This window comes from Streptomyces sp. NBC_00663 (assembly GCF_036226885.1).
Taxonomy (GTDB): Bacteria; Actinomycetota; Actinomycetes; order Streptomycetales; family Streptomycetaceae; genus Streptomyces.
Map to the genome: position 1 here is coordinate 7,023,224 of NZ_CP109027.1, position 24,108 is coordinate 7,047,331.

Here is a 24,108-nt window from a genome sequence, read left to right on the forward strand (position 1 = left end):
CGATGAGCAACGAAGACAAGCTCCGGGACTACCTCAAGCGGGTCATTGCCGAACTGCACCAGACACGGCAACGTCTCCAGGAGGCCGAGACCGCGGACCACGAGCCGATCGCCATCGTGGCGATGAGCTGCCGCTACCCCGGCGGAGTGACATCCCCGGAGCAGTTGTGGCAGCTGGTGTCCGCCGGAGCCGACGCCGTTTCGGGCTTTCCCGAGGACCGTGGCTGGGACGTGGAGGGGCTGTACGACCCCGACCCGAACGCCGTGGGCAAGAGTTACGCCCGCGAAGGCGGCTTCCTGCACGCGGCCGGCGACTTCGACCCGGCGTTCTTCGGTATATCGCCGCGCGAGGCCCTGGCCATGGACCCCCAGCAGAGGCTGCTCCTGGAGACCAGCTGGGAGACCTTTGAACGCGCGGGCATCGACCCGGCCTCGGTACGCGGCACCCGCACAGGCGTCTTCACCGGCGTCATGTACCACGACTACGGCGCAGGCCTCGACGCCGTACCCGCCGGCCTCGAGGGCTACCTCGGCAACGGCACCGCCGGCAGCATCGCCTCCGGCCGGGTTTCCTACACACTCGGCCTGGAGGGCCCGGCCGTCACTATCGATACGGCCTGCTCCTCGTCCCTGGTGGCCCTGCACTGGGCGGCACAGGCCCTCCGCCGACGTGAGTGCGCGCTCGCGCTGGCCGGTGGCGTGACGGTGATGTCGACTCCCGGCACCTTTGTGGAGTTCAGCCGTCAGCGGGGCCTCGCCCCCGACGGCCGTTGCAAGCCCTTCGCGGCGGCGGCGGACGGCACCGGGTGGGGTGAGGGTGTGGGCATGCTCCTGCTGGAGCGCCTGTCCGACGCGCGCCGCAACGGCCACCCCGTCCTGGCAGTGGTCCGAGGCTCCGCCCTGAACCAGGACGGTGCGAGCAATGGTCTTACGGCGCCGAACGGTCCCTCGCAGCAGCGGGTGATCCGGGCGGCCCTCGCGGACGCCCGGCTCTCGGCCAAGCAGGTCGACGTGGTGGAGGCGCACGGTACGGGTACGACCCTGGGTGACCCGATCGAGGCGCAGGCGCTGCTGGCGACGTATGGCCAGGACCGGCCTGAGGACCAGCCGCTGTGGCTGGGCTCGGTGAAGTCGAACATCGGGCATACGCAGGCCGCCGCCGGTGTCGCCGGAATCATGAAGATGGTGATGGCGATGCGGAACGGTGTGCTGCCGCAGACGCTGCACGTCGACGAGCCGTCGCCGCACGTGGACTGGTCGGCGGGTGCTGTTGAGCTGCTGACCGAAACCATGCCGTGGCCGGAGACCGAGGAACCCCGCCGGGCCGGCGTGTCATCGTTCGGCATCAGCGGCACCAACGCCCACATCATCCTGGAGGAGGCTCCCGCTCCGGTCTCGGTTGAGGAGGAGCGTTCGGAGAGTGTGGCGCCGGTGGTGGTGCCGTGGGTGGTGTCGGGGAAGTCCGAGGCCGCGTTGCGGGGGCAGGCGGAGCGGTTGGCTGCGTCTGTGGGTGGTTTGTCGCCGGTGGATGTCGGGTTGTCGCTGGTGGCGGGCCGGTCGGTGTTTGAGCATCGGGCGGTGGTGCTGGATGGTCTGCCTGGTGTGGAGGCTCTTGCCGAGGGCCGTGAGGCTGTGGGTGTGGTGCGGGGGAGTGCGGGGGGTGCGGATGGCCGTGCCGTGTTCGTGTTCCCGGGTCAGGGGTCGCAGTGGCTGGGGATGGCGGCTGAGTTGCTGGAGTCCTCCCCGGTGTTCGCGGAGCGGATCGGTGAGTGTGCGGTTGCGTTGGCGCCGTTCGTGGACTGGTCGCTGACGGACATCCTGCGGGACGCCGACAGCGAGGCCTGGTTGGAGCAGGTAGATGTGGTGCAGCCGGTGCTGTGGGCGGTCATGGTCTCGCTGGCTGAGGTCTGGCGCTCGTACGGTGTCGAGCCGGCCGCGGTGATCGGTCATTCGCAGGGCGAGATAGCCGCCGCCGCTGTCGCCGGTGCGCTGTCGCTTGAGGATGCGGCGAAGGTGGTGGCGCTGCGTAGTAAGGCCATTCGGGCGTTGTCCGGGCGCGGCGGGATGGTGTCGGTCTCCCTCGGCATCGAAGACGTACAGGAGCGGCTGACTGCCTGGGATGGTCGTCTGGCGGTGGCGGCGGTCAACGGCCCGGCCATGGTGGTCGTTTCGGGTGACGCCGATGCCTTGGACGAGCTGCTGGCCGTTTGTGAGGCGGACGGGGTCCGGGCTCGTCGTATCGCGGTGGACTATGCCTCGCACTGCGCGCATGTGGAGGAGATCGAGGACGTTCTCCTGCGGGAGTTGGCGGGTATCACTCCCCGGGCCGCATCGGTGCCGTTCTACTCGACCGTCACGGCCGAGGTGCTGGACACGACGGCCCTCGACGCGGGCTACTGGTATCGCAATCTGCGCCAGACGGTCCGTTTCGCCGACACGGTGCGCGCCCTGTTGGATGACGGTTTCCGGTTGTTCGTCGAGTCGAGTGCGCATCCTGTGCTGACGATGGGTGTCGAGCAGACCGCCGAGGCTCACGTCAACTCGCCTGTCACCGCGGTGGGTTCACTGCGCCGCGACGAGGGTGGTCTGGAGCGGTTCCTGACTTCCGCTGCCGAGGCGTTCGTGGGCGGTGCGCCCGTCGACTGGGCCGGTCTCTTCGACGGCACGGGTGCCCGCCGCATCGACCTGCCCACCTACGCCTTCCAGCGTGAGCGGTACTGGCTGGAGAGCACCGGCGCGGTGGTGAGTCAGAACGCCGCTGCCGGTCTGGGGCTCGGTTCCGCCGATCACCCGCTCTTGGGAGCGGTCGTGGCGCTGGCCGATGCGGAAGGGTTCCTGCTGACGGGGCGGCTGTCCCTGCGTACGCACCCCTGGCTGGCCGATCACGCGGTGGCCGAGACGACATTGCTGCCGGGGACGGCGTTCGTGGAGCTGGCGTTGCGCGCCGGGGACGCGGTCGGGTGTGACCGGGTGGAGGAGCTGACGCTGGAAGCGCCACTCGTCCTGCCCGACAGCGGCGCCGTACAGGTGCAGTTGACGGTCGGTGGAGCGGACGCGGCGGGGCGGCGTCCGGTGGCGGTGTACTCGCGGCCGGAGGACGCTTCCGAGGGATCCTGGACGCGGCACGCCACGGGCACGCTGACGGACGGCCGGGTCGGTGATGGCGACGAGGCCTCGGTCGCCGCGGCACTCGCCGTCTGGCCGCCGGCCGGTGCGGAGCCGGTCGCGGTGGACGACCTGTACGAGCGGCTCGCGGCCACGGGGCTGCAGTACGGTGCCGCCTTCCAGGGCGTACGGGCGGCGTGGCGACGGGGCGACGAGGTGTTCGCCGAGGTCACTCTCGCCGAGGAACAGCGCGCCGGCGCGGGTCGCTTCGGCCTGCATCCCGCGCTGCTGGACTCCGCCCTGCACGCCATGGCGTCGGGAGCGGACGACCCGGAGCGCGGCGACAGCGAACGGCGTCCCGGGCTTCCGTTCGTCTGGGGCGGCGTGTCCCTGTTCGCCACGGGTGCGGACGCGCTGCGCGTTCGGCTCGCTCCAGCCGGAACGGACGCGGTGTCCGTGTTCGTCGCCGACACCACGGGAGCGCCGGTCGCGGCGGTGACATCCCTGGTGACGCGCACCGTGTCACCGGAGCAGCTGGGGGCTGCGGCACGGCTCACCGGCGAGGCGCTGTTCCGCGTCGCGTGGCGCAAGATCGAGCCGCGCACCTCGGCGCCGTCCCCGGTGACCCTGGTCTGCCCGGACCTGGAGGAGCTGCGGGCCGCCGTGGCGGCGGGAACCGAGACAGTGCCGGACGTGGTGCTGGCCTCCTTCACGACCCGCACGGATGACAGCATCGGTGGGGGCGTCGGTGATCCGGCCGCCGTGCGGTCGGCGACGCGTCGTGCGCTGGAGGCGTTGCAGGAGTGGCTGGCCGAGGAGCGGTTGGCCGGGTCGCGGCTGGTCGTGACGACGCGGGGCGCGGTGTCCGCGGAACCCGGTGAGGACGTGACCGATCTGGCGGCTGCCGCGGTGTGGGGTCTGGTGCGGTCGGCGCAGGCCGAGCACCCGGACCGGTTCGTCCTGCTCGACCTGGACGGGCAGGAGACGCCCGGTGCGATGCTGGACGCCGTGCTCGCCACCGGTGAGCCGCAGATCGCCGTACGGTCGGGAGAACTGCTCGCTCCGAGACTGGCACGGGCCTCGGCCCAATCCCTGGCCGGATCCGGTGCTGTCCCTGCCCCTGCCTCTGCCCCTGCTTCCGGTTCCGCGTCGGCCGGCTCTTGGAACCCGGACGGCACCGTAGTGCTGACTGGCGCCACCGGCACACTGGGCGCCCTCGTGGCGCGGCATCTGGTCGCCGAGCATGGCGTACGGCATCTGCTGCTGGTCTCCCGGCGTGGCCGAACGGCACCGGGCGCCCCCGAACTGGAGGTGGAGCTCACGGAGTTGGGCGCGTCGGTGACTGTCGCCGCCTGCGACATCGCCGATCGGTCGGCACTCGCGGAGTTGCTGCGGGCCGTGCCCGCCGAGCATCCGCTGACCGCGGTCGTCCACGCGGCAGGCGTCCTGGACGACGGTGTCGTGGAGTCGCTGACGCCGGACCAACTCGACGCAGTCCTGAGGCCCAAGGTGGACGCGGCCGTCCACCTCCACGAGCTGACCCGGGATCTGGACCTCGCCGCGTTCGTCCTCTTCTCCTCCGCCGCCGGGACGTTCGGTGGCGCCGGGCAGGGCAACTACGCGGCGGCGAACGCGTTCGTGGACGCCCTGGCGGCGCACCGGCGGGCACACGGCCTGCCGGCAGTCTCGCTGGGCTGGGGCTTCTGGGCCGAACGCAGTGGAATGACGGGCCACTTGGCCGACGCGGACGTGCGACGCATGCACCGCGCCGGCATCGCCGCCCTTACGTCGGAGGAGGGCCTCGCCCTGTTCGACGTCACAGCGATCCCGGCGACCGGCTCGGCCACGTCGGACGCGGTCCTGCTGCCCATACGCCTCGACCTGCCCGCACTGCGCGCCCAGGCCGCGTCCGGTGTCGTACCGACGCTGCTGAGGGACCTGCTGCGCATCCCCACCCGCCGCACGGTGGAGGCATCCGGTACTGGTACCGGTACCTCGGCGCTGTGGCAGCGCCTGACACCATTGCCGGAGGCCGAACAGAACGAGGTCTTGCGGACGCTGGTGTGCACCCATGTCGCCGCGGTCCTCGGCCACGCCGACGAGACCGCGGTGGACAGCGACCGCGCGTTCAAGGAGCTGGGCTTCGACTCGTTGACGGCGGTGGAGCTGCGTAACCGGTTGAATGCGGCTTCGGGGTTGCGGTTGCCGGCCACGCTTGTCTTCGACTATCCCTCGCCGGCGGCCTTGGCTCGGTATCTGCTGGCGGAGCTGTCGGTGGCGGCGGGTGAGATGGTCGGCGCCGTCTCCGCGAGCCCGGGGCTGCCTGGTGCCGGGACGGCGACGGTGGTGGACGAGCCGATCGCGATCGTCGCGATGAGCTGCCGCTACCCGGGCGGCGTACGCACCCCCGAAGACCTCTGGCAGCTCCTCGAGCGCGGCACGGACGCCATGGCCCCGTTCCCGGACGACCGCGGCTGGGACATCGAGGAACTCTACGAACCCGGTTCGGAAACCCCGGGGAAGATCCATGCCCGTGAGGGCGGTTTCCTGTATGACGCGGGTGACTTCGATCCGGCGTTCTTCGGTATTTCGCCGCGTGAGGCGCTGGCGATGGATCCGCAGCAGCGGTTGCTGTTGGAGACGTCGTGGGAGGCGTTGGAACGGGCGGGTATCGACCCGGCGTCGGTGCGGGGCAGCCAGACCGGCGTCTTCGCCGGGATCATGCACCACGACTACGGCCTGTTGCAGGGCCCCGAAGGCACTCCCGGCTCTCCCAGCCCCGGCAGCATCGTGTCCGGCCGTATCTCGTACACGTTCGGATTCGAGGGTCCTGCGGTGACGGTGGACACGGCGTGTTCGTCGTCGCTGGTGGCTCTGCATCTGGCGGTGCAGTCACTGCGGCAGGGGGAGTGTTCGCTGGCGTTGGCCGGTGGTGTGACGGTGATGGCGACGCCGGCGTTGTTCGTGGAGTTCAGTCGTCAGCGGGGTCTTGCTCCGGATGGCCGGTGCAAGACGTTCGCGGCGGGTGCGGATGGCACGGGGTTCTCCGAGGGTGCGGGGATGCTGCTGCTGGAGCGGTTGTCGGACGCGCGTCGTAACGGGCATCGGGTGCTGGCGGTGGTGCGTGGTTCGGCGATCAACCAGGACGGTGCGAGCAATGGTCTTACGGCGCCGAACGGTCCCTCCCAGCAGCGGGTGATCCGCGCCGCGCTGGCGAACGCTCACGTCCCGGCTGCCGAGGTGGATGTGGTGGAGGCGCACGGTACGGGTACGAAGCTGGGTGATCCGATCGAGGCGCAGGCGCTGCTGGCGACGTATGGCCAGGACCGGCCGGAGGATCGGCCGCTGTGGCTGGGCTCCATCAAGTCGAACATCGGGCATACGCAGGCTGCGGCCGGTGTGGCTGGTGTGATGAAGATGGTGATGGCGATGCGGAACGGTGTGCTGCCGCAGACGCTGCACGTCGACGAGCCGTCCCCGCATGTGGACTGGTCGGCGGGTGCTGTCGAGCTGGTGACGGAGTCGATGCCGTGGCCGGAGAGTGGCCGGCCCCGCCGGGCTGGTGTGTCGTCGTTCGGCATCAGTGGGACGAACGCGCATGTGATTTTGGAGCAGGCTCCGGTCTCGGTCGAGGTTGAGCGTTCGGAGAGTGTGGCGCCGGTGGTGGTGCCGTGGGTGGTGTCGGGTAAGTCTGAGGCTGCGTTGCGGGGGCAGGCGGAGCGGTTGGCTGCGTCTGTGGGTGACTTGTCGCCGGTGGATGTGGCGTGGTCGCTGGTGGCGGGCCGGTCGGTGTTTGAGCATCGGGCGGTGGTCCTGGATGGTCTGCCTGGTGTGGAGGCTCTTGCCGAGGGCCGTGAGGCCGCGGGTGTGGTGCGGGGGCAGGTCGTGCCGGGGAAGCTGGCGGTGCTCTTCTCCGGGCAGGGCAGTCAGCGGGTGGGGATGGGCCGGGAGTTGTATGAGGCCTTCCCTGTCTTCGCCGAGGCTTTCGATGAGGTGTGTGCGCAGTTCGATGGTCTGCTGGGCAGGTCGTTGCGTGAGGTCGTCTTCGGGGACGGCGATGCACTGGATGCGACAGGGTTCACGCAGTGCGGCCTGTTCGCTGTGGAGGTGGCGCTTTTCCGTCTGGTGTCGTCGTGGGGTGTGACGCCGGATGTGGTGGGTGGGCATTCGATCGGTGAGATTGCTGCCGCGTTCGTGGCGGGGGTGTGGTCGCTTGAGGACGCCTGTGTGCTGGTGGCGGCGCGTGGCCGGTTGATGCAGGCGCTGCCGTCGGGTGGCGTGATGGTGTCGGTGAGGGCCGCGGAGGCGGTGGTTGTTCCGCTGCTTGAGGGCCTGGACGAAGTCGGCGTGGCTGCGGTGAACGGGCCGTCGTCGGTGGTGGTTTCGGGTGCTGAGGCCGCGGTGACGGCTGTCGTGGAGCGGCTGGAGCAGCAGGCGGTGAAGACGCGTCGGCTGCGGGTGTCGCATGCGTTCCACTCGCCGTTGATGGAGCCGATGCTGGACGAGTTCCGGGAGATCGTCGGCCGGTTGACGTACTCGGTTCCGCGGATCCCCGTGGTGTCGAATCTGACGGGTGAGCTTGTCGCGGATGAGGTGTGTGATCCGGGGTATTGGGTGCGGCATGTGCGCGAGGCGGTCCGTTTCGCCGACGGCATCACCCGCCTGACCGCTCTGGGTGTGACGGCCTGCCTGGAACTGGGCCCCGATGGAGTGTTGTCCGGTATGGGGCAGGACAGTGCCCCGGAGATGCTGTTCGCGCCGGTACTGCGCAAGGACCGCAGCGAAGCAAGTGCGGTGCTGGAGGCACTCGCGCAGGTCTACGTCCAGGGCCACGGCGTGGACTGGGCCGCCTACCTCGCGCCTTTCGATCCGCGGCGGGTGGAACTGCCCACCTACGCCTTCCAGCGGGACCGGTATTGGCTGGAGGCGGCGCCGGCGGCGGGTGATGTCACCTCGGTGGGTCTGGGAGTAGCGGGTCACCCGCTCCTCGGTGCGGCCGTGACGCTGCCCGACTCCGACGGCTGCCTCTTCACCGGCCGACTGTCCCTGGCGTCACACGGCTGGCTGGTCGACCACCGGGTCATGGGGGCGGTGCTGCTGCCGGGAACCGCGTTCGTCGAACTCGCGCTGCACGCCGGTGGCTGGGTCGGATGCGAGCGGCTCGAGGAGCTGACGCTCGAGGCGCCCCTCGTGCTGCCGGAGCGGGGCGGTGTCCAGGTGCGGGTGGCAGTCGCCGACGCCGATGAGTCGGGCAGCCGAACGCTGACCGTGCATTCGCGCCCGGACGACGAGACCGCGCCGTGGACCCGGCACGCCACGGGCCGGGTCGCGCCGGAAGTGGCGCCCCCCGACGCCGATGAGCGCGTGTGGCCGCCGCGCGGCGCCGAGGCCCTGGCCCTGGACGGGTACTACGAGCGCGCCGCCGGTACGGGCCTGCGGTACGGGCCGGTCTTCCAGGGCCTGCGGGCCGTATGGCGGCGCGGTGACGACGTGTTCGCCGAGGTCGCGCTCTCGGAAGAGACGGCGGCGGAGTCGGGCCGCTTCGGTGTGCACCCGGCCCTGCTCGACGCGGCCCTGCACGCGATGGGCGCTGCGGCCGACCCGTCGGGCGTGCCCGGGTCACCGGAGTCGTCGGCTGCGATCCGGCTGCCGTTCTCCTGGAGCGGCGTGTCGGTGTACGCCAGGGGCGCCTCGGCGCTCCGCGTACGCCTGAGCCCCGGCGGAGCCGACGGTTCGGAGCTGTCGCTCGAGGTGAGGGATCAGAGCGGCGGGCTCGTGGCCCGCGTGCGGTCGCTGGTGACGCGTCCCGTTTCCGCCGAGCAGATCAGCACGGCGGGCGGTGTCCTCAACCAGTCGCTGTTCCGGCTGGGATGGCGCGCCGTGCCCGGTGCCGTCGAGGCGCGGGCCCGGCACGTCGGCACCGCGCCGGTCCTGCTGGGCTGGGCCGGAGTGACGTCCCGGGACGCATGGGCGGAAGGAGTGCTCGACCTGACGTCGTACCACGCGGACCTCGACGTGCTGCGTGCCGCGATCGACGCCGGTACGGCCGTGCCGCCGGTGGTCGCCTGTGTCCTGCCGTCCGCGTCGGGCGTGGACGCCGACGCGGCGCGAGAGGCGGTGCACCGGGGCCTGGAGCAGGTCCAAGGCTGGCTGACGGAGGAGCGGTTCGCCGACTCGCGGCTGCTGATCGTCACGCGTGGTGCGGTGGCGGTCGAGGACGGCGACGGCGTCACGGACCTCGCCGCGGCCGCGGTATGGGGGCTGGTGCGGAGCGCGCAGAGCGAGCATCCCGGCCGGTTCGTCCTGGTCGACCTGGAGGCCGGCGAGGAGCACCCGACCGCCGAGCCCTGCGCGTTCACCGTCGAGGACCTCTCGTTCCTGTCCGCCGTGGCGGCCTGCGGCGAGCCCCAGACGGCGGTCCGGGGCGGGTCCCTGCTGGCCGCGCGTCTGGACCGGGTGCGCGCCACCGAAACGGCCCCGGAGCCCTCGGCGACCTGGGACGCGGCGGGCACGGTCCTGCTGACCGGCGCCGGCGGCACCCTCGGCAGGCTGGTAGCACGCCATCTCGTGACGGAACTCGGCGTCCGGAACCTGCTGCTCGTGAGTCGGCGGGGCGCGGACATCGACGGTGCTTCCGAGCTGGAGTCGGAGTTGTCGGCCACCGGCGCCTCCGTGACCTGGGCGGCCTGTGACGTGGCGGACCGGGCGGCATTGGCGACCGTACTGGAGAGTGTTCCGGCGGATCGTCCGTTGCGCGCGGTGGTGCACACCGCCGGAGTGCTCGACGACGGCGTCATCGACTCGCTCACCCCGGAGCGCGTCGACACGGTCCTGCGTCCGAAGGTGGCCGCGGCGGTCAACCTCCACGAACTGACGCACGGTCTGGACCTGTCGGCCTTCGTGCTGTTCTCCTCGGCCGCAGGCACCTTCGGGACCGCCGGCCAGGGCAATTACGCCGCCGCCAACGCGTTCCTCGACGCGCTCGCACGGCACCGTCGCGCGACCGGCCTGGCCGGACTCTCCCTCGCCTGGGGACTGTGGGACACGGCCGACGGCATGGCGGGTGGACTGGCCCGCACCGATCTGCGCCGCATCGAGCAGTCCGGTGTGCTGGGTCTGGCCCCCGAAGAAGGACTGACCCTGTTCGACACCGCCTGCGCGGCGGACACACCGGTGGTGGTCCCGTTGCGACTGGACCCGGCGCAGGCCGGACGCGGTGGCGAAGTGGCCCACGTGCTGCGCGACTTGGTACGGCACACGCACCGCCGATCTGCCGACACCACCCGTGCCGCGGGATCCTCGCAGCTGCGCGAACAGCTCGCCGGAGCCTCGGCCGCGGACGGTGAACGACTGGTCCTGAACGTCGTACGCCAGAACGTGGCCGCTGTCCTCGGACACGCGGAGGCCGACGCGGTGGAACCGGGCCGGGCCTTCAACGACTTCGGCTTCGACTCGCTGACGGCCGTGGAACTGCGCAACCGACTTACCACGGCCACCGGACTGCGCCTGCCCGCCACTCTGGTCTTCGACTACCCGTCCCCGCTGGCCCTGGCCCAGTACCTCCACCAGGAACTGACCGGCCGCGAGGACACCGCACACGCCACGGCCCCTGCCCTGCCCTCCGGCCCGTCCGGCGGGGACGGCGAGGACGACCCGGTGGTCGTCATCTCCATGGGCTGCCGCTTCCCGGGCGGCGTCCGCACCCCCGAAGGACTGTGGAGCCTGCTCGCCGCGGGCGAGGATGCCGTTTCCGGCTTCCCCGAGGGGCGTGGCTGGGACATGGAGGGGCTGTACGACGCCGACGCCGACTCGGACGGCACGAGCTACGTCCGCGAAGGCGGCTTCCTGCACGGAGCCGGCGACTTCGACCCGGCGTTCTTCGGTATATCGCCGCGCGAGGCCCTGGCCATGGACCCCCAGCAGAGGCTGCTCCTGGAGACCTCCTGGGAGACCTTCGAGCGGGCGGGTATCGACCCGGCGTCGGTGCGGGGCAGCCAGACCGGCGTCTTCGCCGGCCTCATGTACCACGACTACGGTTCCCAGTTGCAGAGCATCCCCGAAGGCGCCGAGGGCTACCTCGCGACGGGCGGTTCCGGGAGCATCGCCTCCGGCCGTATCGCCTACACCTTCGGTTTTGAGGGGCCCGCGGTGACCATCGACACCGCCTGCTCGTCGTCGCTGGTGGCCCTGCATCTGGCCGCGCAGTCACTGCGCCAGGGGGAGTGCTCGCTGGCGCTGGCCGGTGGCGTGACGGTGATGTCCACCCCCGCGACCTTCGTGGAGTTCAGCCGTCAGCGCGGCCTCGCTACGAATGGCCGCTGCAAGCCTTTCGCGGCGGCCGCCGACGGCACCGGGTGGGGCGAAGGGGTCGGTCTGCTCCTGTTGGAGCGCCTGTCCGACGCGCGCCGCAACGGCCACCCCGTCCTGGCAGTCGTCCGAGGCTCGGCCGTCAACCAGGACGGTGCGAGCAATGGTCTTACGGCGCCGAACGGTCCCTCCCAGCAGCGGGTGATCCGCGCCGCGCTGGCGAACGCCCAGGTCTCCGCCACCGACGTCGACGCGGTCGAGGCGCACGGTACGGGTACGAAGCTGGGTGATCCGATCGAGGCGCAGGCGCTGCTGGCGACCTACGGTCAGGACCGGCCGGAGGACCGTCCCCTGCTGTTGGGCTCCATCAAGTCGAACATCGGGCACACCCAGGCCGCGGCCGGTGTCGCCGGAATCATCAAGATGGTGCAGGCGATGCGGCAGGGCGTGCTGCCGCGGACACTCCACGTCGACGAGCCCACCCCGCACGTCGACTGGTCCGCCGGAGCCGTCGAACTGCTCACCGAGTCCACGCCATGGCCCGAAACGGGCCGACCGCGCCGGGCGGGCGTCTCTTCCTTCGGTCTCAGCGGCACCAACGCCCACATCATCCTGGAGGAGGCTCCCGCTCCGGTCTCGGTTGAGGAGGAGCGTTCGGAGAGTGTGCCGCCGGTGGTGGTGCCGTGGGTGGTGTCGGGTAAGTCCGAGGCTGCGTTGCGGGGGCAGGCGGAGCGGTTGGCTGCGTCTGTGGGTGGTTTGTCGCCGGTGGATGTGGCGTGGTCGTTGGTGGCGGGCCGGTCGGTGTTTGAGCATCGGGCGGTGGTCCTGGACGGTCTGCCTGGTGTGGAGGCTCTTGCCGAGGGCCGTGAATCTGCGGGTGTGGTGCGGGGGAGTGCGGGCGGTGCGGATGGCCGTGCCGTGTTCGTGTTCCCGGGGCAGGGGTCGCAGTGGCTGGGGATGGCGGCTGAACTGCTGGAGTCCTCCCCGGTGTTCGCGGAGCGGATCGGTGAGTGTGCGGTCGCGTTGGCGCCGTTCGTGGACTGGTCGCTGACCGACATCCTCCGCGACACCGCTGATGAGGCCTGGTTGGAGCAGGTCGATGTGGTGCAGCCGGTGCTGTGGGCGGTCATGGTCTCGCTCGCCGAGGTCTGGCGCTCGTACGGTGTCGAGCCGGCCGCGGTGATCGGTCATTCGCAGGGTGAGATCGCTGCCGCGTGCGTGGCTGGTGCGCTGTCGCTCCAGGACGCGGCGAAGGTGGTGGCGCTGCGTAGTAAGGCCATTCGGGCGTTGTCCGGGCGTGGCGGGATGGTGTCCGTTTCGCTTGGTGTGGAGGACGTGCGGGAGCGGCTGACTGCCTGGGGTGGTCGTCTGGCGGTGGCGGCGGTCAACGGCCCGGCCATGGTGGTCGTTTCGGGTGACGCCGATGCCTTGGACGAGCTTCTGGCTGCTTGCGAGGCCGAGGGGGTCCGGGCTCGTCGTATTGCGGTGGACTATGCCTCGCACTGCGCGCATGTGGAGGAGATCGAGGACGTACTGCTCCTGGAGTTGGCGGGTATCACTCCCCGGGCCGCATCGGTGCCGTTCTATTCGACGGTCACCGCAGAGGCCTTGGACACGACCGGTCTGGATGCGGGGTACTGGTATCGCAATCTGCGCCAGACGGTCCGCTTCGCCGACACCGTCCGTGCGCTGTTGGATGACGGTTTCCGGTTGTTCGTCGAGTCGAGTGCGCATCCTGTGCTGACGATGGGTGTCGAGCAGACCGCCGAGGCTCACGTCAACTCGCCTGTCACCGCGGTGGGTTCGCTGCGCCGCGACGAGGGCGGACTGCTCCGCTTCCTGACCTCGGCTGCCGAGGCATTCGTCGGTGGCGCGCCCGTCGACTGGGCGGTGTTGTTCGACGGCACCGGTGCCCGCCGCATCGACCTGCCCACCTACGCCTTCCAACACCAGCACTACTGGCTGGAGTCGGAGCCGGTGGCTGTTGCCGATGTGACGTCGGCGGGTCTTTCCTCCGCTGATCATCCGTTGCTCGGTGCTGCTGTTGCGTTGCCGGCGTCTGACGGGGCGTTGTTGACGGGGCGGTTGTCGCTGCGTACGCATCCTTGGCTGGCTGAGCATGCGGTGGCCGGGGTGACGTTGCTGCCGGGGACGGCGTTCGTGGAGCTGGCGTTGCGCGCCGGGGACGCGGTCGGCTGTGACCGGGTGGAGGAGCTGACGCTGGAGGCGCCACTCGTCCTGCCCGAAGACGGTGCCGTGTCCGTGCAGGTCTCCGTCGGTGGGCCCGACGAGTCCGGGCGGCGCGCGCTGAGCGTGTACTCGCAGGTGGACGGAGGTTCCTGGACACGGCACGCGGTCGGGGCTCTCACGGACGGCGGCGGCGCGACGGTGTGGGCGGACGCCGGTGCGGCGTGGCCGCCGGCGGACTCGGAGGCCGTCGACGTGGCGGGCCTGTACGAGAGGTTCGCGCGGAACGGGTTCGGGTACGGACCGGCGTTCCAGGGGCTGCGGGCGGTGTGGCGTCGCGGTGACGAGGTGTTCGCGGAGGTCCGGCTGCCCGAGGAGCAGTGGTCCGAGGCCCGGAACCTGGGCGTGCACCCGGCGCTGCTGGACGCGGCGCTGCACGCGATGGCGTTCGGCGGGTTCGTGCGGCTGCCCGGCACCGTCACCCCGGACGGGGACACCGGACGGGTCCGGCTGCCCTTCGCCTGGAACGGTGTCTCCCTGCACGCCCAGGGTGCGTCCGCGCTGCGGGTGCGGCTGGCCCCGGCGGGACCGGACGCGGTGGCGGTGACCGCCGTGGACGAGTCGGGCCGGTCGGTGCTGTCGGTGGACTCGCTGGCGACCCGGGCGATCTCGCGCGAGCAGCTCAGCCGGGCGCACGGCACGTTCCACGAGTCGCTGTTCCGGCTCGACTGGACCTCGGTGGCGATGGCCGCCGTGCCCGGTGGGCCGGGCAGGTGGGCCGTGCTGGGTGACGACGGCGCGTCGCTGCCGACGGCTCTGAAGTCGGCGGGTGCGGCCGGGGCGCAGGCCGAGCGGTACCCGGACCTGGCGGCGCTGACCGAGACCGTGGCAGCGGGCGGGAGCGTCCCGGACCTGGTCTTCGTCCCGTTCATGTCGGCTCTCGGCGCGGGTGCGCCGGGTGAGCTGTCCGCTGACCGGGTGCGCGCCATGACGCACGAGGCCCTGCGGCTGGCGCAGGCGTGGCAGAGCGCGGAGGCTTTCGCGGGTTCCCGACTGGTGTTCGTGACCCGTGGGGCGGTCGCCGCAGGCTCCGGGGACGGAGTGCCGGATCCGGCCTGCGCGGCGGTGTGGGGTCTGGTGCGGGCGGCACAGTCGGAGAATCCCGACCGGTTCGTGCTGCTGGACCTGGACGACGAGGAGGCCTCGTTCGCGGTGCTGCAACAGGTCCTGGCCGGTACGGAACCGCAGCTGGCGGTGCGGGCCGGGCGGGCGTTCGCTCCTCGGCTGGCCCGGGTGCGCGCGGAGCGGCCCGCTGACGGGGCCGGACCGGACGCGGTGGACGAGGGCACGCCCGGCCCGTCCGTGTGGTCCCCCGAGGGCACGGTACTGATCACCGGGGCGACCGGCGTGCTGGGGTCCCTGGTGGCCCGGCATCTGGTGGCCGAGCACGGTGTGCGGCATCTGCTGCTGACCAGCCGCTCCGGCCGCGCGGCTGCCGGTGCCGTCGAGCTGGCGGACGAGCTGACCGCCCTGGGAGCGTCGGTGCGGCTGGCCGCCTGTGACGCGGCTGATCGGTCCGCGCTGGCGGAGCTGCTGGCGACGGTGCCGGCCGAGCATCCGCTGACGGGTGTGGTGCACGCGGCCGGTGCCCTCGACGACGGTGTCCTCGGGTCGCTGACGCCGGAGCGTGTGGACACGGTGCTGCGGCCCAAGAGTGACGCGGCGGTCAACCTTCATGAACTGACCCGGGAGTCGCCGCTCACCGCGTTCGTGCTCTTCTCGTCGGCCGCGGGGGTGTTCGGTGCCGCAGGGCAGGCCAACTACGCGGCGGCCAACGCGTTTGTGGACGCGCTGGCGCAGCACCGCAGGGCGGCGGGGCTGCCCGCGGCCTCCCTGGCCTGGGGACTGTGGGCCGAACGCAGCGCGATGACGGGGCACATGGACGACGGTGACGTACAGCGGCTGAACCGGTCCGGGGTGAGCGCGCTCACCTCCGCGGCGGGCCTCGCCCTCTTCGACCTGGCAGTGGCGCTGACGGCCGATGGCGGGGGTGCCGGTTCCGACGTGGACCCGCTGCTGGTGCCCATGCGGCTGGATGTCGCGGCCCTACAGGCGCAGGTTGCCTCCGTCGGCACGCCTCCGCTGTTGCGGGGGCTGGTCCGGGTGCCGGCGCGCCGGGTGGCCGACCGGGCCTCCGGCGGGGGAGAGGGCGGGCAGGGGCAGGTGCCGCTCGGGCAGCGGCTGGCCGGGTTGACGGCCGCGGAGCAGCTGCGGACGCTGACCGAGCTGGTGCGGACGCACACCGCGACGGTGCTGGGGCACGACTCCGTGGACCCGGTCGAGGAGGGCCACGCCTTCCTGGAACTGGGCATCACCTCGCTGACAGCGGTGGAGATCCGCAACCGGCTCAACCACGTCACCGGTCTGACCCTCCCCGCGACGCTGCTGTTCGACCACACCACTCCCGCCGCACTCGCCGGTTATCTGCGTGCCCAGGTGGTGCCGGGGGCCGCGGCGGCCCCGGCGGCGCCCACCGCCGGTCCCGCCGCCGGGCAGCCGGTGGCCCCCGCGGCCCAGAGCGGTTCGACGATCGAGTCGCTCTACCGGCAGGCGTGCGCCGACGGCGAGTACGTCGCGGGCACTCAGCTGCTGATGGCGGCGGCCCGGCTGCGACCGTCGTTCCGAACGGCCGCCGAGTTGACGAGCCCGCCCAAACTGGTGCGGCTGTCCAAGGGCAGCGCTGGGCCGGGCCTGGTGTGCTTCCCGTCGCTGGTGGCGATCTCGGGGGCCCGCGAGTACGCCCGTTTCGCGGCCGGGTTCCGGGGCCGCAGGGATGTGACCGTGCTGCCCGAACCCGGTTTCGGCAAGGACGAGTTGCTGCCGGCCGGCGTCGACGCGGTGGTGGAGATGCAGGCGGAGGCGGTGCTGCGGACCGTGGGGGAGGGGCCGTTCGTGCTCGTCGGCAGGTCGTCGGGCGGATGGATCGCCCAGGCGGTCGCGGGGCTGCTGGAGGAGCGTGGGAGCGCCCCGTCGGCGGTCGTCATGCTGGACACGTATCTGCCGCGCAGCGAGGCTCTGCCGTGGATCCAGACCAACCTGTCCGGAAAGATGTTCGATCGCGAGAAGATGTTCGGCGCGGTGGACGAGGGCCGGCTCACCGCGATGGGCGGCTACCTGCGCCTCTTCTCCGACTGGGGGCCGGCACCGATCGGTGCGCCGATCCTGGCGGTCAAGGCCGAGGAGACCTTCACGGGATCGGAGCAGACCTCCGACGAGGAAGCGGCGTGGGGCGCCCGGGTCACGCGGATCGAAGTGCCCGGCGACCACTTCACGATGATGGAGGATCACGCCGGCGCCACCGCCGGGGCCGTCCTCGACTGGCTTGCGGAGAACGGGTGAGGTGAGGGCCCGGCATCCCGCCGGGCCCGGATCACTCGTCGCGAGGAAGACGGAAGCCCCGCGGGCGCGCAGCGTGCCACTGTCGCCGTTCATGCGCCGCTCGGCTTCCGGACATTGCAGATCACAGCGTGCTCGTGCACGCGGATACAAACAGGAGATGAAAGTGACCTCTTCGGGTTTCACGCCGGTCGGTGAGCAGGTCGGTCAGTTCTACGATCAGCTGATGGGCGCGTTCGACGCCTCGCTGTACGGCCCCAACATCCACGTGGGCTTCTGGAGCAGCCAGGAGGACGCCACCGGGCTGGAGGACGCCGCCAACCGACTGACGGACATGATGATCGAGCGCCTCCAGGTCGGCCCCGGTGACCGGGTCCTGGACATCGGCTGTGGTCTCGGCGGGCCGGCGATCCGGCTCGCGCAGGCGACGGGCGCCGAGGTGGTGGGCATCAGCGTCAGCCGCAAGCAGGTGGAGAAGGCCAACGGGCTGGCCGAGGCGGCCGGTATGAGCGGCAAGGTCAGCTTCCAGCACGGCGACGCGATGAACCTGCCGTTCGACGACGCGTCGTTCAGCGCCGTGTGGATGCTGGAGTCCGTCATGCAGATGCCCGACCGGACGGCTGCGCTCACCGAGGCGGCCCGGGTGCTGCGCCCGAACGGCCGGCTCGCGCTCACGGACAACTACGAGCGGGAGACCATCTCGGCGGAGCGGCGCGTGGTGATCGAGGGCATCCTCAAGCGGTACCTCACCCAGTCGCCGGCCTCCTTCGAGGCGTACCCCACGATGCTGCGCGAGGCGGGGTTGCGGTGTGCGGAGATCATAGACGTCAGTGAGAACACCACGCGGCAGTCGGTCAAGCGGCTCGGCGAGGCACTCGCCAAGAACATGGAGCAGCTGGCGGCCAAGGTCGACCCGGAGGTCTTCGCCAAGCTGAAGCCCGCCGAGGGGGAGAACCTGGAGATGCCCGAGGTGGGGTACCTCATCGTGACGGCACGACGGCCCGCGGCCGTCTAGTCCTTTCACGGGCCGCCGCGGCGGCGCCGGTCACAGGGGTGCGTCGCCGCGGCGACGCACCCCTTTCTCCGTCGGGACGACGCGCTGCCGGCCGACGCGCCGGAGCCGAACTGCCGTGTCTGCGGCGGTTCCTCCCATCGGGTGACAGTGCGGAAGCGGAGCACCACAGGGGCCTGCGGTGCCCCGCGGCGCGTTTGGCACCCCTCCCGCGACTTCACTGAGGGCGTCGGCTAGGGTTTGGTCCGCATAAACATCCAAACCCCTGCCCGACGCAGGGCGGCGACCGACCGGCGAGAAGGCGGGCCGTAGCCAACCGCGCGGGCGAGACTCTCGGGAAGGCGCTACGTGAGTCCCAACGGCTCCGACCGCTCGCCGCGGCGCCCGATGCGGCGGAAGCTGCTGCAGGCAATGACCGCCGGCCTGGTCCTGGCGACCGCCACCGGTTGCACATACAAGGACTTCCCCCGCCTTGGTATGCCCACCCCCACCACGGAAGAGGCTCCGCGGATCCTCTCCCTGTGGCAGGGCTCCTGGGCTGCCGCGCTGGCCACCGGCGTGCTGGTGTGGGGCCTGATCCTGTGGAGTGCTTTCTTCCACCGGCGCAGCCGCACGAAGGTCGAAGTTCCTCCGCAGACCCGGTACAACATGCCCATCGAGGCGCTGTACACCGTGGTCCCGCTCATCATCGTCTCGGTGCTGTTCTACTTCACGGCCCGCGACGAGTCGAAGCTCCTCAGCCTCGACAAGAAGCCCGACGTCACGGTGAACGTGGTCGGCTTCCAGTGGAGCTGGGGCTTCAACTACATCGAGAACGTCGACGGTTCCTCCGGCGACGCGAAGACCGACAAGAACCTGGACGCCATTCCGGACCGGTTCAAGAAGGACTTCCCGGCGAGCGCCGGTGGTGTCTACGACGTCGGTACGCCCGGTACACGTAACCCGCAGACCAACAACCCAGGTCCGACCCTGTGGCTGCCCAAGGGCAAGACGGTCCGCTTCGTCCTCACCTCGCGTGACGTCATCCACTCCTTCTGGGTGGTGCCGTTCCTGATGAAGCAGGACGTCATCCCGGGCCACACCAACTCCTTCCAGGTGACCCCCAACAAGGAGGGCACCTTCCTGGGCAAGTGCGCCGAGCTCTGCGGCGTCGACCACTCCCGGATGCTGTTCAACGTGAAGGTCGTCTCCCCCGAGCGCTACGAGCAGCACCTCAAGGACCTCGCCAAGAAGGGGCAGACCGGTTACGTTCCCGCGGGCATCGAGCAGACCGCCCACGAGAAGAACCGGGAGACGAACAACCTGTGAGCATCCTCAACGAACCCCAGGGTGCCGCGGCAGCAGAGTCCCACTACGCGGACGAGTTGCCGGTCCGGCGCAAGCAGCCCGGCAACGTCGTGATCAAGTGGCTCACCACCACTGACCACAAGACGATCGGAACGCTGTACCTCGTCACGTCGTTCGCGTTCTTCTGCATCGGTGGCGTGATGGCGCTGCTCATGCGCGCCGAGCTCGCCCGGCCTGGTCTCCAGATCATGTCGAACGAGCAGTTCAACCAGGCGTTCACGATGCACGGCACGATCATGCTGCTGATGTTCGCGACGCCGCTGTTCGCCGGCTTCGCGAACTGGATCATGCCGCTCCAGATCGGCGCCCCCGACGTCGCCTTCCCGCGGCTGAACATGTTCGCCTACTGGCTGTACCTGTTCGGCTCGACGATCGCGGTCGGCGGCTTCCTCACCCCGCAGGGCGCGGCCGACTTCGGCTGGTTCGCCTACAGCCCGCTCTCGGACGCGGTCCGCTCGCCGGGCATCGGCGCCGACATGTGGATCATGGGTCTGGCCTTCTCCGGCTTCGGCACCATCCTCGGCTCGGTCAACTTCATCACCACGATCATCTGCATGCGCGCGCCGGGCATGACCATGTTCCGCATGCCGGTGTTCACCTGGAACGTGCTGCTGACCGGTGTGCTGGTCCTGCTGGCCTTCCCGGTCCTGGCCGCCGCGCTGTTCGCCCTGGAGGCGGACCGCAAGTTCGGAGCCCATGTCTTCGACTCCGCCAACGGCGGGGCCCTGCTGTGGCAACACCTCTTCTGGTTCTTCGGCCATCCAGAGGTGTACATCATCGCGCTACCGTTCTTCGGCATCATCTCCGAGGTCATCCCCGTCTTCAGCCGGCGCCCGATCTTCGGTTACATGAACCTGATCGCGGCCACCATCGCCATCGCCGGCCTGTCGGTCACCGTGTGGGCCCACCACATGTACGTCACCGGCGGAGTCCTCCTGCCGTTCTTCTCCTTCATGACGTTCCTCATCGCCGTACCGACCGGCGTGAAGATCTTCAACTGGATCGCCACCATGTGGAAGGGGTCCTTGAGTTTCGAGACCCCGATGCTCTGGGCCACCGGCTTCCTGATCACGTTCACCTTCGGTGGTCTGACCGGTGTCATCCTGGCCTCGCCGCCGCTGGACTTCCACGTGTCGGACTCGTACTTCGTGGTGGCGCACTTCCACTACGTCGTCTTCGGCACCGTCGTCTTCGCGATGTTCTCCGGCTTCCACTTCTGGTGGCCGAAGATGACCGGCAAGATGCTCGACGAGCGCCTCGGCAAGATCACGTTCTGGACGCTGTTCACCGGCTTCCACGGCACGTTCCTCGTCCAGCACTGGCTGGGCGCGGAGGGCATGCCGCGTCGTTACGCGGACTACCTCGCGGCCGACGGCTTCACCGCCCTGAACACGATCTCGACGATCAGCTCGTTCGTCCTCGGCGCGTCGATCCTGCCGTTCCTCTACAACGTCTGGAAGACCGCCAAGTACGGCAAGAAGATCGAGGTCGACGACCCGTGGGGCTACGGCCGTTCGCTCGAGTGGGCGACGTCCTGCCCGCCGCCGCGGCACAACTTCATCACCCTGCCGCGGATCCGCAGCGAATCCCCGGCGTTCGACCTGCACCACCCGGAGATCGCCGCTCTCGACCAGCTCGAGAACGCACCTCACGGTGAGAAGGCTCTCGCGGGCGGCAAGGAGGCCGGCAAGTGAAGATCCAGGGCAAGATGTTCATGTGGCTGAGCGTCTTCGTCCTCGCCATGGCGGTTGTTTATGGCGTTTGGTCGAAGGAGCCGGCCGGTACCACGGCCCTCTTCCTGGCCTTCGGCCTGTGCATCATGATCGGCTTCTACCTGGGCTTCACCGCCCGGCGGGTCGACGCGGGTGCGCAGGACAACAAGGAGGCGGACGTCGCGGACGACGCCGGCGAGGTCGGGTTCTTCAGCCCGCACAGCTGGCAGCCGCTGTCCCTCGCGGTCGGTGGCGCCCTCGCCTTCCTGTCGATCGCGATCGGCTGGTGGCTGATGTACTTCTCCGCGCCGCTGATCCTGATCGGCCTGTGGGGCTGGGTCTTCGAGTACTACCGCGGTGAGAACCGCACCCAGTAGCACGAGCTGAGCTCAACGAGAGCCCGGACACTCCGTCAGGAGGGTCCGGGCTCCCGCTTTTGCAGCAGTTTCGATGGCCGGATGCAGCAGCGTCCGTCCCTCGAACGAGTTACCCACCGCGCCGCCGCTGACGAACCTTCCTAGCGTGAAACGCATGAGCCACACTCCGCGCACGCGCACCGTTGTCTCCTGCACCCTGCTGGTGCTCGCCCTCACCGCGGGCGTCACCGCCTGCGGCAGCGACGGCAACCCGCTGTCGGCGGCGCCGTACGACGCGGCGGACCAGATCGCCTTCAACGGCCCCTCCGACGACGGCAAGAAGGCCGACCCGGACAAGCCCCTGGAAGTCACCGCCGAGGACGACGACGGGCGCATCACGGACGTCACGGCCATGGACGCCACGGGACGCCATGTGGCGGGCGAACTCTCCGCCGACGGCACCCGGTGGCACAGCACCTCTCCGCTGGCCGCCAGCGCCCACTACACGGTCCGGGTGAGCACCGAGGACGAGGACGGGGCACCCGGCCGCCGGGTCCTCGACTTCGACACCGGCAAGCCCACCACCAAGAAGCGCCTGAAGGTCACCTTCGGCCCCAAAGCCGGCAAGTACGGCGTCGGCCAGCCCATCACGGCCGAACTGAACAAGCCCGTCAAGGACAAGGCCCAGCGGGCCATCGTCGAGCGTGCCCTCAAGGTCGACTCGATGCCCGCCACAGAGGGTGCCTGGTACTGGGTGGACGACAAGGAACTCCACTACCGCCCCAAGGAGTACTGGCCCGCCCACGCCACGATCCAGGTGCACAGCAACCTGGACGGAGTCAAGATCAGCGATCGCTTGTGGGGCGGTCGGGTCAAGCCCCTCAAGCTGACCACCGGCGACCGCATCATCGCGGTCACGGACGCCTCGGCACACTCCATGAAGGTCTACAAGAACGGCGAGGTCATCAACGAGCTCCCCGTCACCACCGGCAAGCCCGGCTTCGAGACCCGCAACGGCGTCAAGGTCGTACTCGGCAAGGAGTACTTCGTACGGATGCGCGGCACCAGCATCGGCATCGCCGAGGGCTCCTCGGAGTCGTACGACCTGCCGGTCTACTACGCGACCCGGGTCACCTGGAGCGGCGAGTACGTGCACGCCGCCCCCTGGTCCGTCGGCTCACAGGGCTACGAGAACGTCAGCCACGGCTGCACCGGCATGAGCACCGGTGACGCCGAGTGGTTCTTCGACACCGTCCACGAGGGTGACGTCGTCAAGGTCGTGAACTCGTACGGCGACACCATGGAGACCTTCGGCAACGGCTTCGGTGACTGGAACCTCAAGTGGACGAAGTGGCGGACGGGCAGCGCCCTGACCGCCGGCACCCCGGAAGCCCCCAGCGCCGAGCAGCGGGCTCGACTGCGGCCGGAGAGCGTCTAGAGGCTCCCTCGGGCCCCTCAGGCGCTCAGCGCGCTCTTCTGCCGCAGCAGAGCGGCCAGCGCCGACGCGAACTCCACCGGGTCCACCGGGTGCGTCACCGCGGCCTCGGCGCGGCTCCAGGTGGCCAGCCAGGCGTCCTGCGGGCGGCCGATCAGCAGCAGCACCGGCGGGGAGTTGAAGACCTCGTCCTTGATCTGCCGGCACAGCCCCATGCCACCCATCGGCACGGCCTCGCCGTCCAGCACACAGACGTCGATCCCGCCCCTGTCCAGCTCTTTCAGCACCGCGGCAGGCGTCGCGCACTCCACGAACTCGACCTGAGGAACGTCCGGAGCCGGCCGCCGGCCGGTCGCGAGCCGTACCTGCTCGCGGGTGTTGGCGTCGTCGCTGTAGACCAGCACCGTGGCGGTCGCCTGCATGCTTCCTCCGTGACATCAGCGTCGTACGGACAGAACAGTTGCCGCGGATGCTACTCCCTTGAACAGCTCGTCAACACCCGCTGGAACACCCCTGCGATGGGCCATCCGGGCAGTACACACGCTGCGAACACTCCGAACGGCACCCCCCGGAGTGAGGGCGGGATAAGGGACCGACATAATGTCGGTCGTGGCGACAGCAACGACAGTAGAAACCGGGCACGCGCACCCGTCGGTCAATCGGCCGAACCTCACCAGCGTCGGAACCATCATCTGGCTGAGTTCCGAGCTGATGTTCTTCGCGGCCCTCTTCGCGATGTACTTCACCCTGCGATCGGTGACGGGTCCTGATCACTGGAAGGAAATGGCCGAGAGCCTGAACTTCCCGTTCTCGGCGACGAACACCACGATCCTGGTGCTCTCCTCCCTCACCTGCCAGCTCGGCGTCTTCGCCGCCGAGCGCGGTGACGTGAAGAAGCTCCGGGGCTGGTTCATCGTCACCTTCATCATGGGTGCGATCTTCATCGGCGGTCAGGTCTTCGAGTACACCGAACTGGTCAAGAAGGACGGGCTCTCGCTCTCCTCCGACCCGTACGGCTCGGTGTTCTACCTGACCACCGGCTTCCACGGCCTGCACGTGACGGGAGGTCTCATCGCCTTCCTGCTGGTCCTCGGCCGCACCTACGCGGCGAAGAGGTTCACTCACGAGCAGGCGACGGCCGCCATCGTCGTGTCCTATTACTGGCACTTCGTCGATGTCGTCTGGATCGGCCTCTTCGCCACGATCTACATGATCAAGTAGTCGGGTCCGTTCCCGAGCGCTTCCCGAGAAG

Annotated in this window: 8 protein-coding genes; 7 read left to right on the forward strand and 1 reads right to left on the reverse strand. The window is 70.1% G+C overall.

Annotated elements, in window-relative coordinates:
• Positions 1–2 precede the first annotated feature (2 nt).
• The 6 genes from OG866_RS31845 to OG866_RS31870 all read left to right on the forward strand — a co-directional run bounded on the left by OG866_RS31845 (position 3) and on the right by OG866_RS31870 (position 22,859).
• Positions 3–16,997 (forward strand): type I polyketide synthase, encoded by a 16,995-nt coding sequence (locus tag OG866_RS31845; RefSeq protein ID WP_329340041.1) that lies wholly within the window; start codon positions 3–5, stop codon positions 16,995–16,997.
• Between the two features lie 163 nt (positions 16,998–17,160).
• Complete coding sequence (locus OG866_RS31850) at positions 17,161–18,009, forward strand: SAM-dependent methyltransferase (RefSeq protein WP_329340043.1); 849 nt, start codon at positions 17,161–17,163, stop codon at positions 18,007–18,009.
• 345 nt (positions 18,010–18,354) lie between these two features.
• On the forward strand, positions 18,355–19,314 hold the full coding sequence (ctaC, locus tag OG866_RS31855) for an aa3-type cytochrome oxidase subunit II (RefSeq protein ID WP_329340045.1): 960 nt from the start codon (positions 18,355–18,357) through the stop codon (positions 19,312–19,314).
• On the forward strand, positions 19,311–21,047 hold the full coding sequence (ctaD, locus tag OG866_RS31860; RefSeq protein ID WP_329340047.1) for an aa3-type cytochrome oxidase subunit I: 1,737 nt from the start codon (positions 19,311–19,313) through the stop codon (positions 21,045–21,047). The genes ctaC and ctaD overlap by 4 nt, the downstream gene beginning before the upstream one ends.
• Positions 21,044–21,442, forward strand: a complete 399-nt coding sequence (locus tag OG866_RS31865; RefSeq protein WP_329340048.1) for a cytochrome c oxidase subunit 4 — start codon at positions 21,044–21,046, stop codon at positions 21,440–21,442. Before ctaD ends, OG866_RS31865 begins: the two co-directional genes overlap by 4 nt.
• 154 nt (positions 21,443–21,596) lie before the next feature.
• A complete protein-coding gene (locus OG866_RS31870) occupies positions 21,597–22,859 on the forward strand; it encodes a L,D-transpeptidase (RefSeq protein WP_329340050.1) in 1,263 nt (420 codons plus the stop codon).
• A gap of 17 nt (positions 22,860–22,876) precedes the next feature.
• Here the strand turns inward: OG866_RS31870 and OG866_RS31875 are convergent, their stop codons facing one another.
• Positions 22,877–23,278 (reverse strand): hypothetical protein, encoded by a 402-nt coding sequence (locus OG866_RS31875; protein ID WP_329340052.1) that lies wholly within the window; start codon positions 23,276–23,278, stop codon positions 22,877–22,879.
• 178 nt (positions 23,279–23,456) lie between these two features.
• Here OG866_RS31875 and ctaE point away from each other — a divergent pair, with 178 nt between their 5' ends.
• Positions 23,457–24,077: an aa3-type cytochrome oxidase subunit III gene (gene ctaE / locus OG866_RS31880; protein WP_079308715.1), complete on the forward strand. Its 621-nt coding sequence runs from the start codon at positions 23,457–23,459 to the stop codon at positions 24,075–24,077.
• The last annotated feature ends 31 nt before the right edge of the window (positions 24,078–24,108 follow it).

Bases quoted from the DNA above. Each gene is read 5' to 3' on its own strand.
- OG866_RS31845 (WP_329340041.1), top strand. From the start codon at position 3: ATGAGCAACGAAGACAAGCTCCGGGACTACCTCAAGCGGGTCATTGCC.
- OG866_RS31870 (WP_329340050.1), top strand. From the start codon at position 21,597: ATGAGCCACACTCCGCGCACGCGCACCGTTGTCTCCTGCACCCTGCTG.
- OG866_RS31875 (WP_329340052.1), bottom strand. From the start codon at position 23,278: ATGCAGGCGACCGCCACGGTGCTGGTCTACAGCGACGACGCCAACACC.
- ctaE (WP_079308715.1), top strand. From the start codon at position 23,457: ATGTCGGTCGTGGCGACAGCAACGACAGTAGAAACCGGGCACGCGCAC.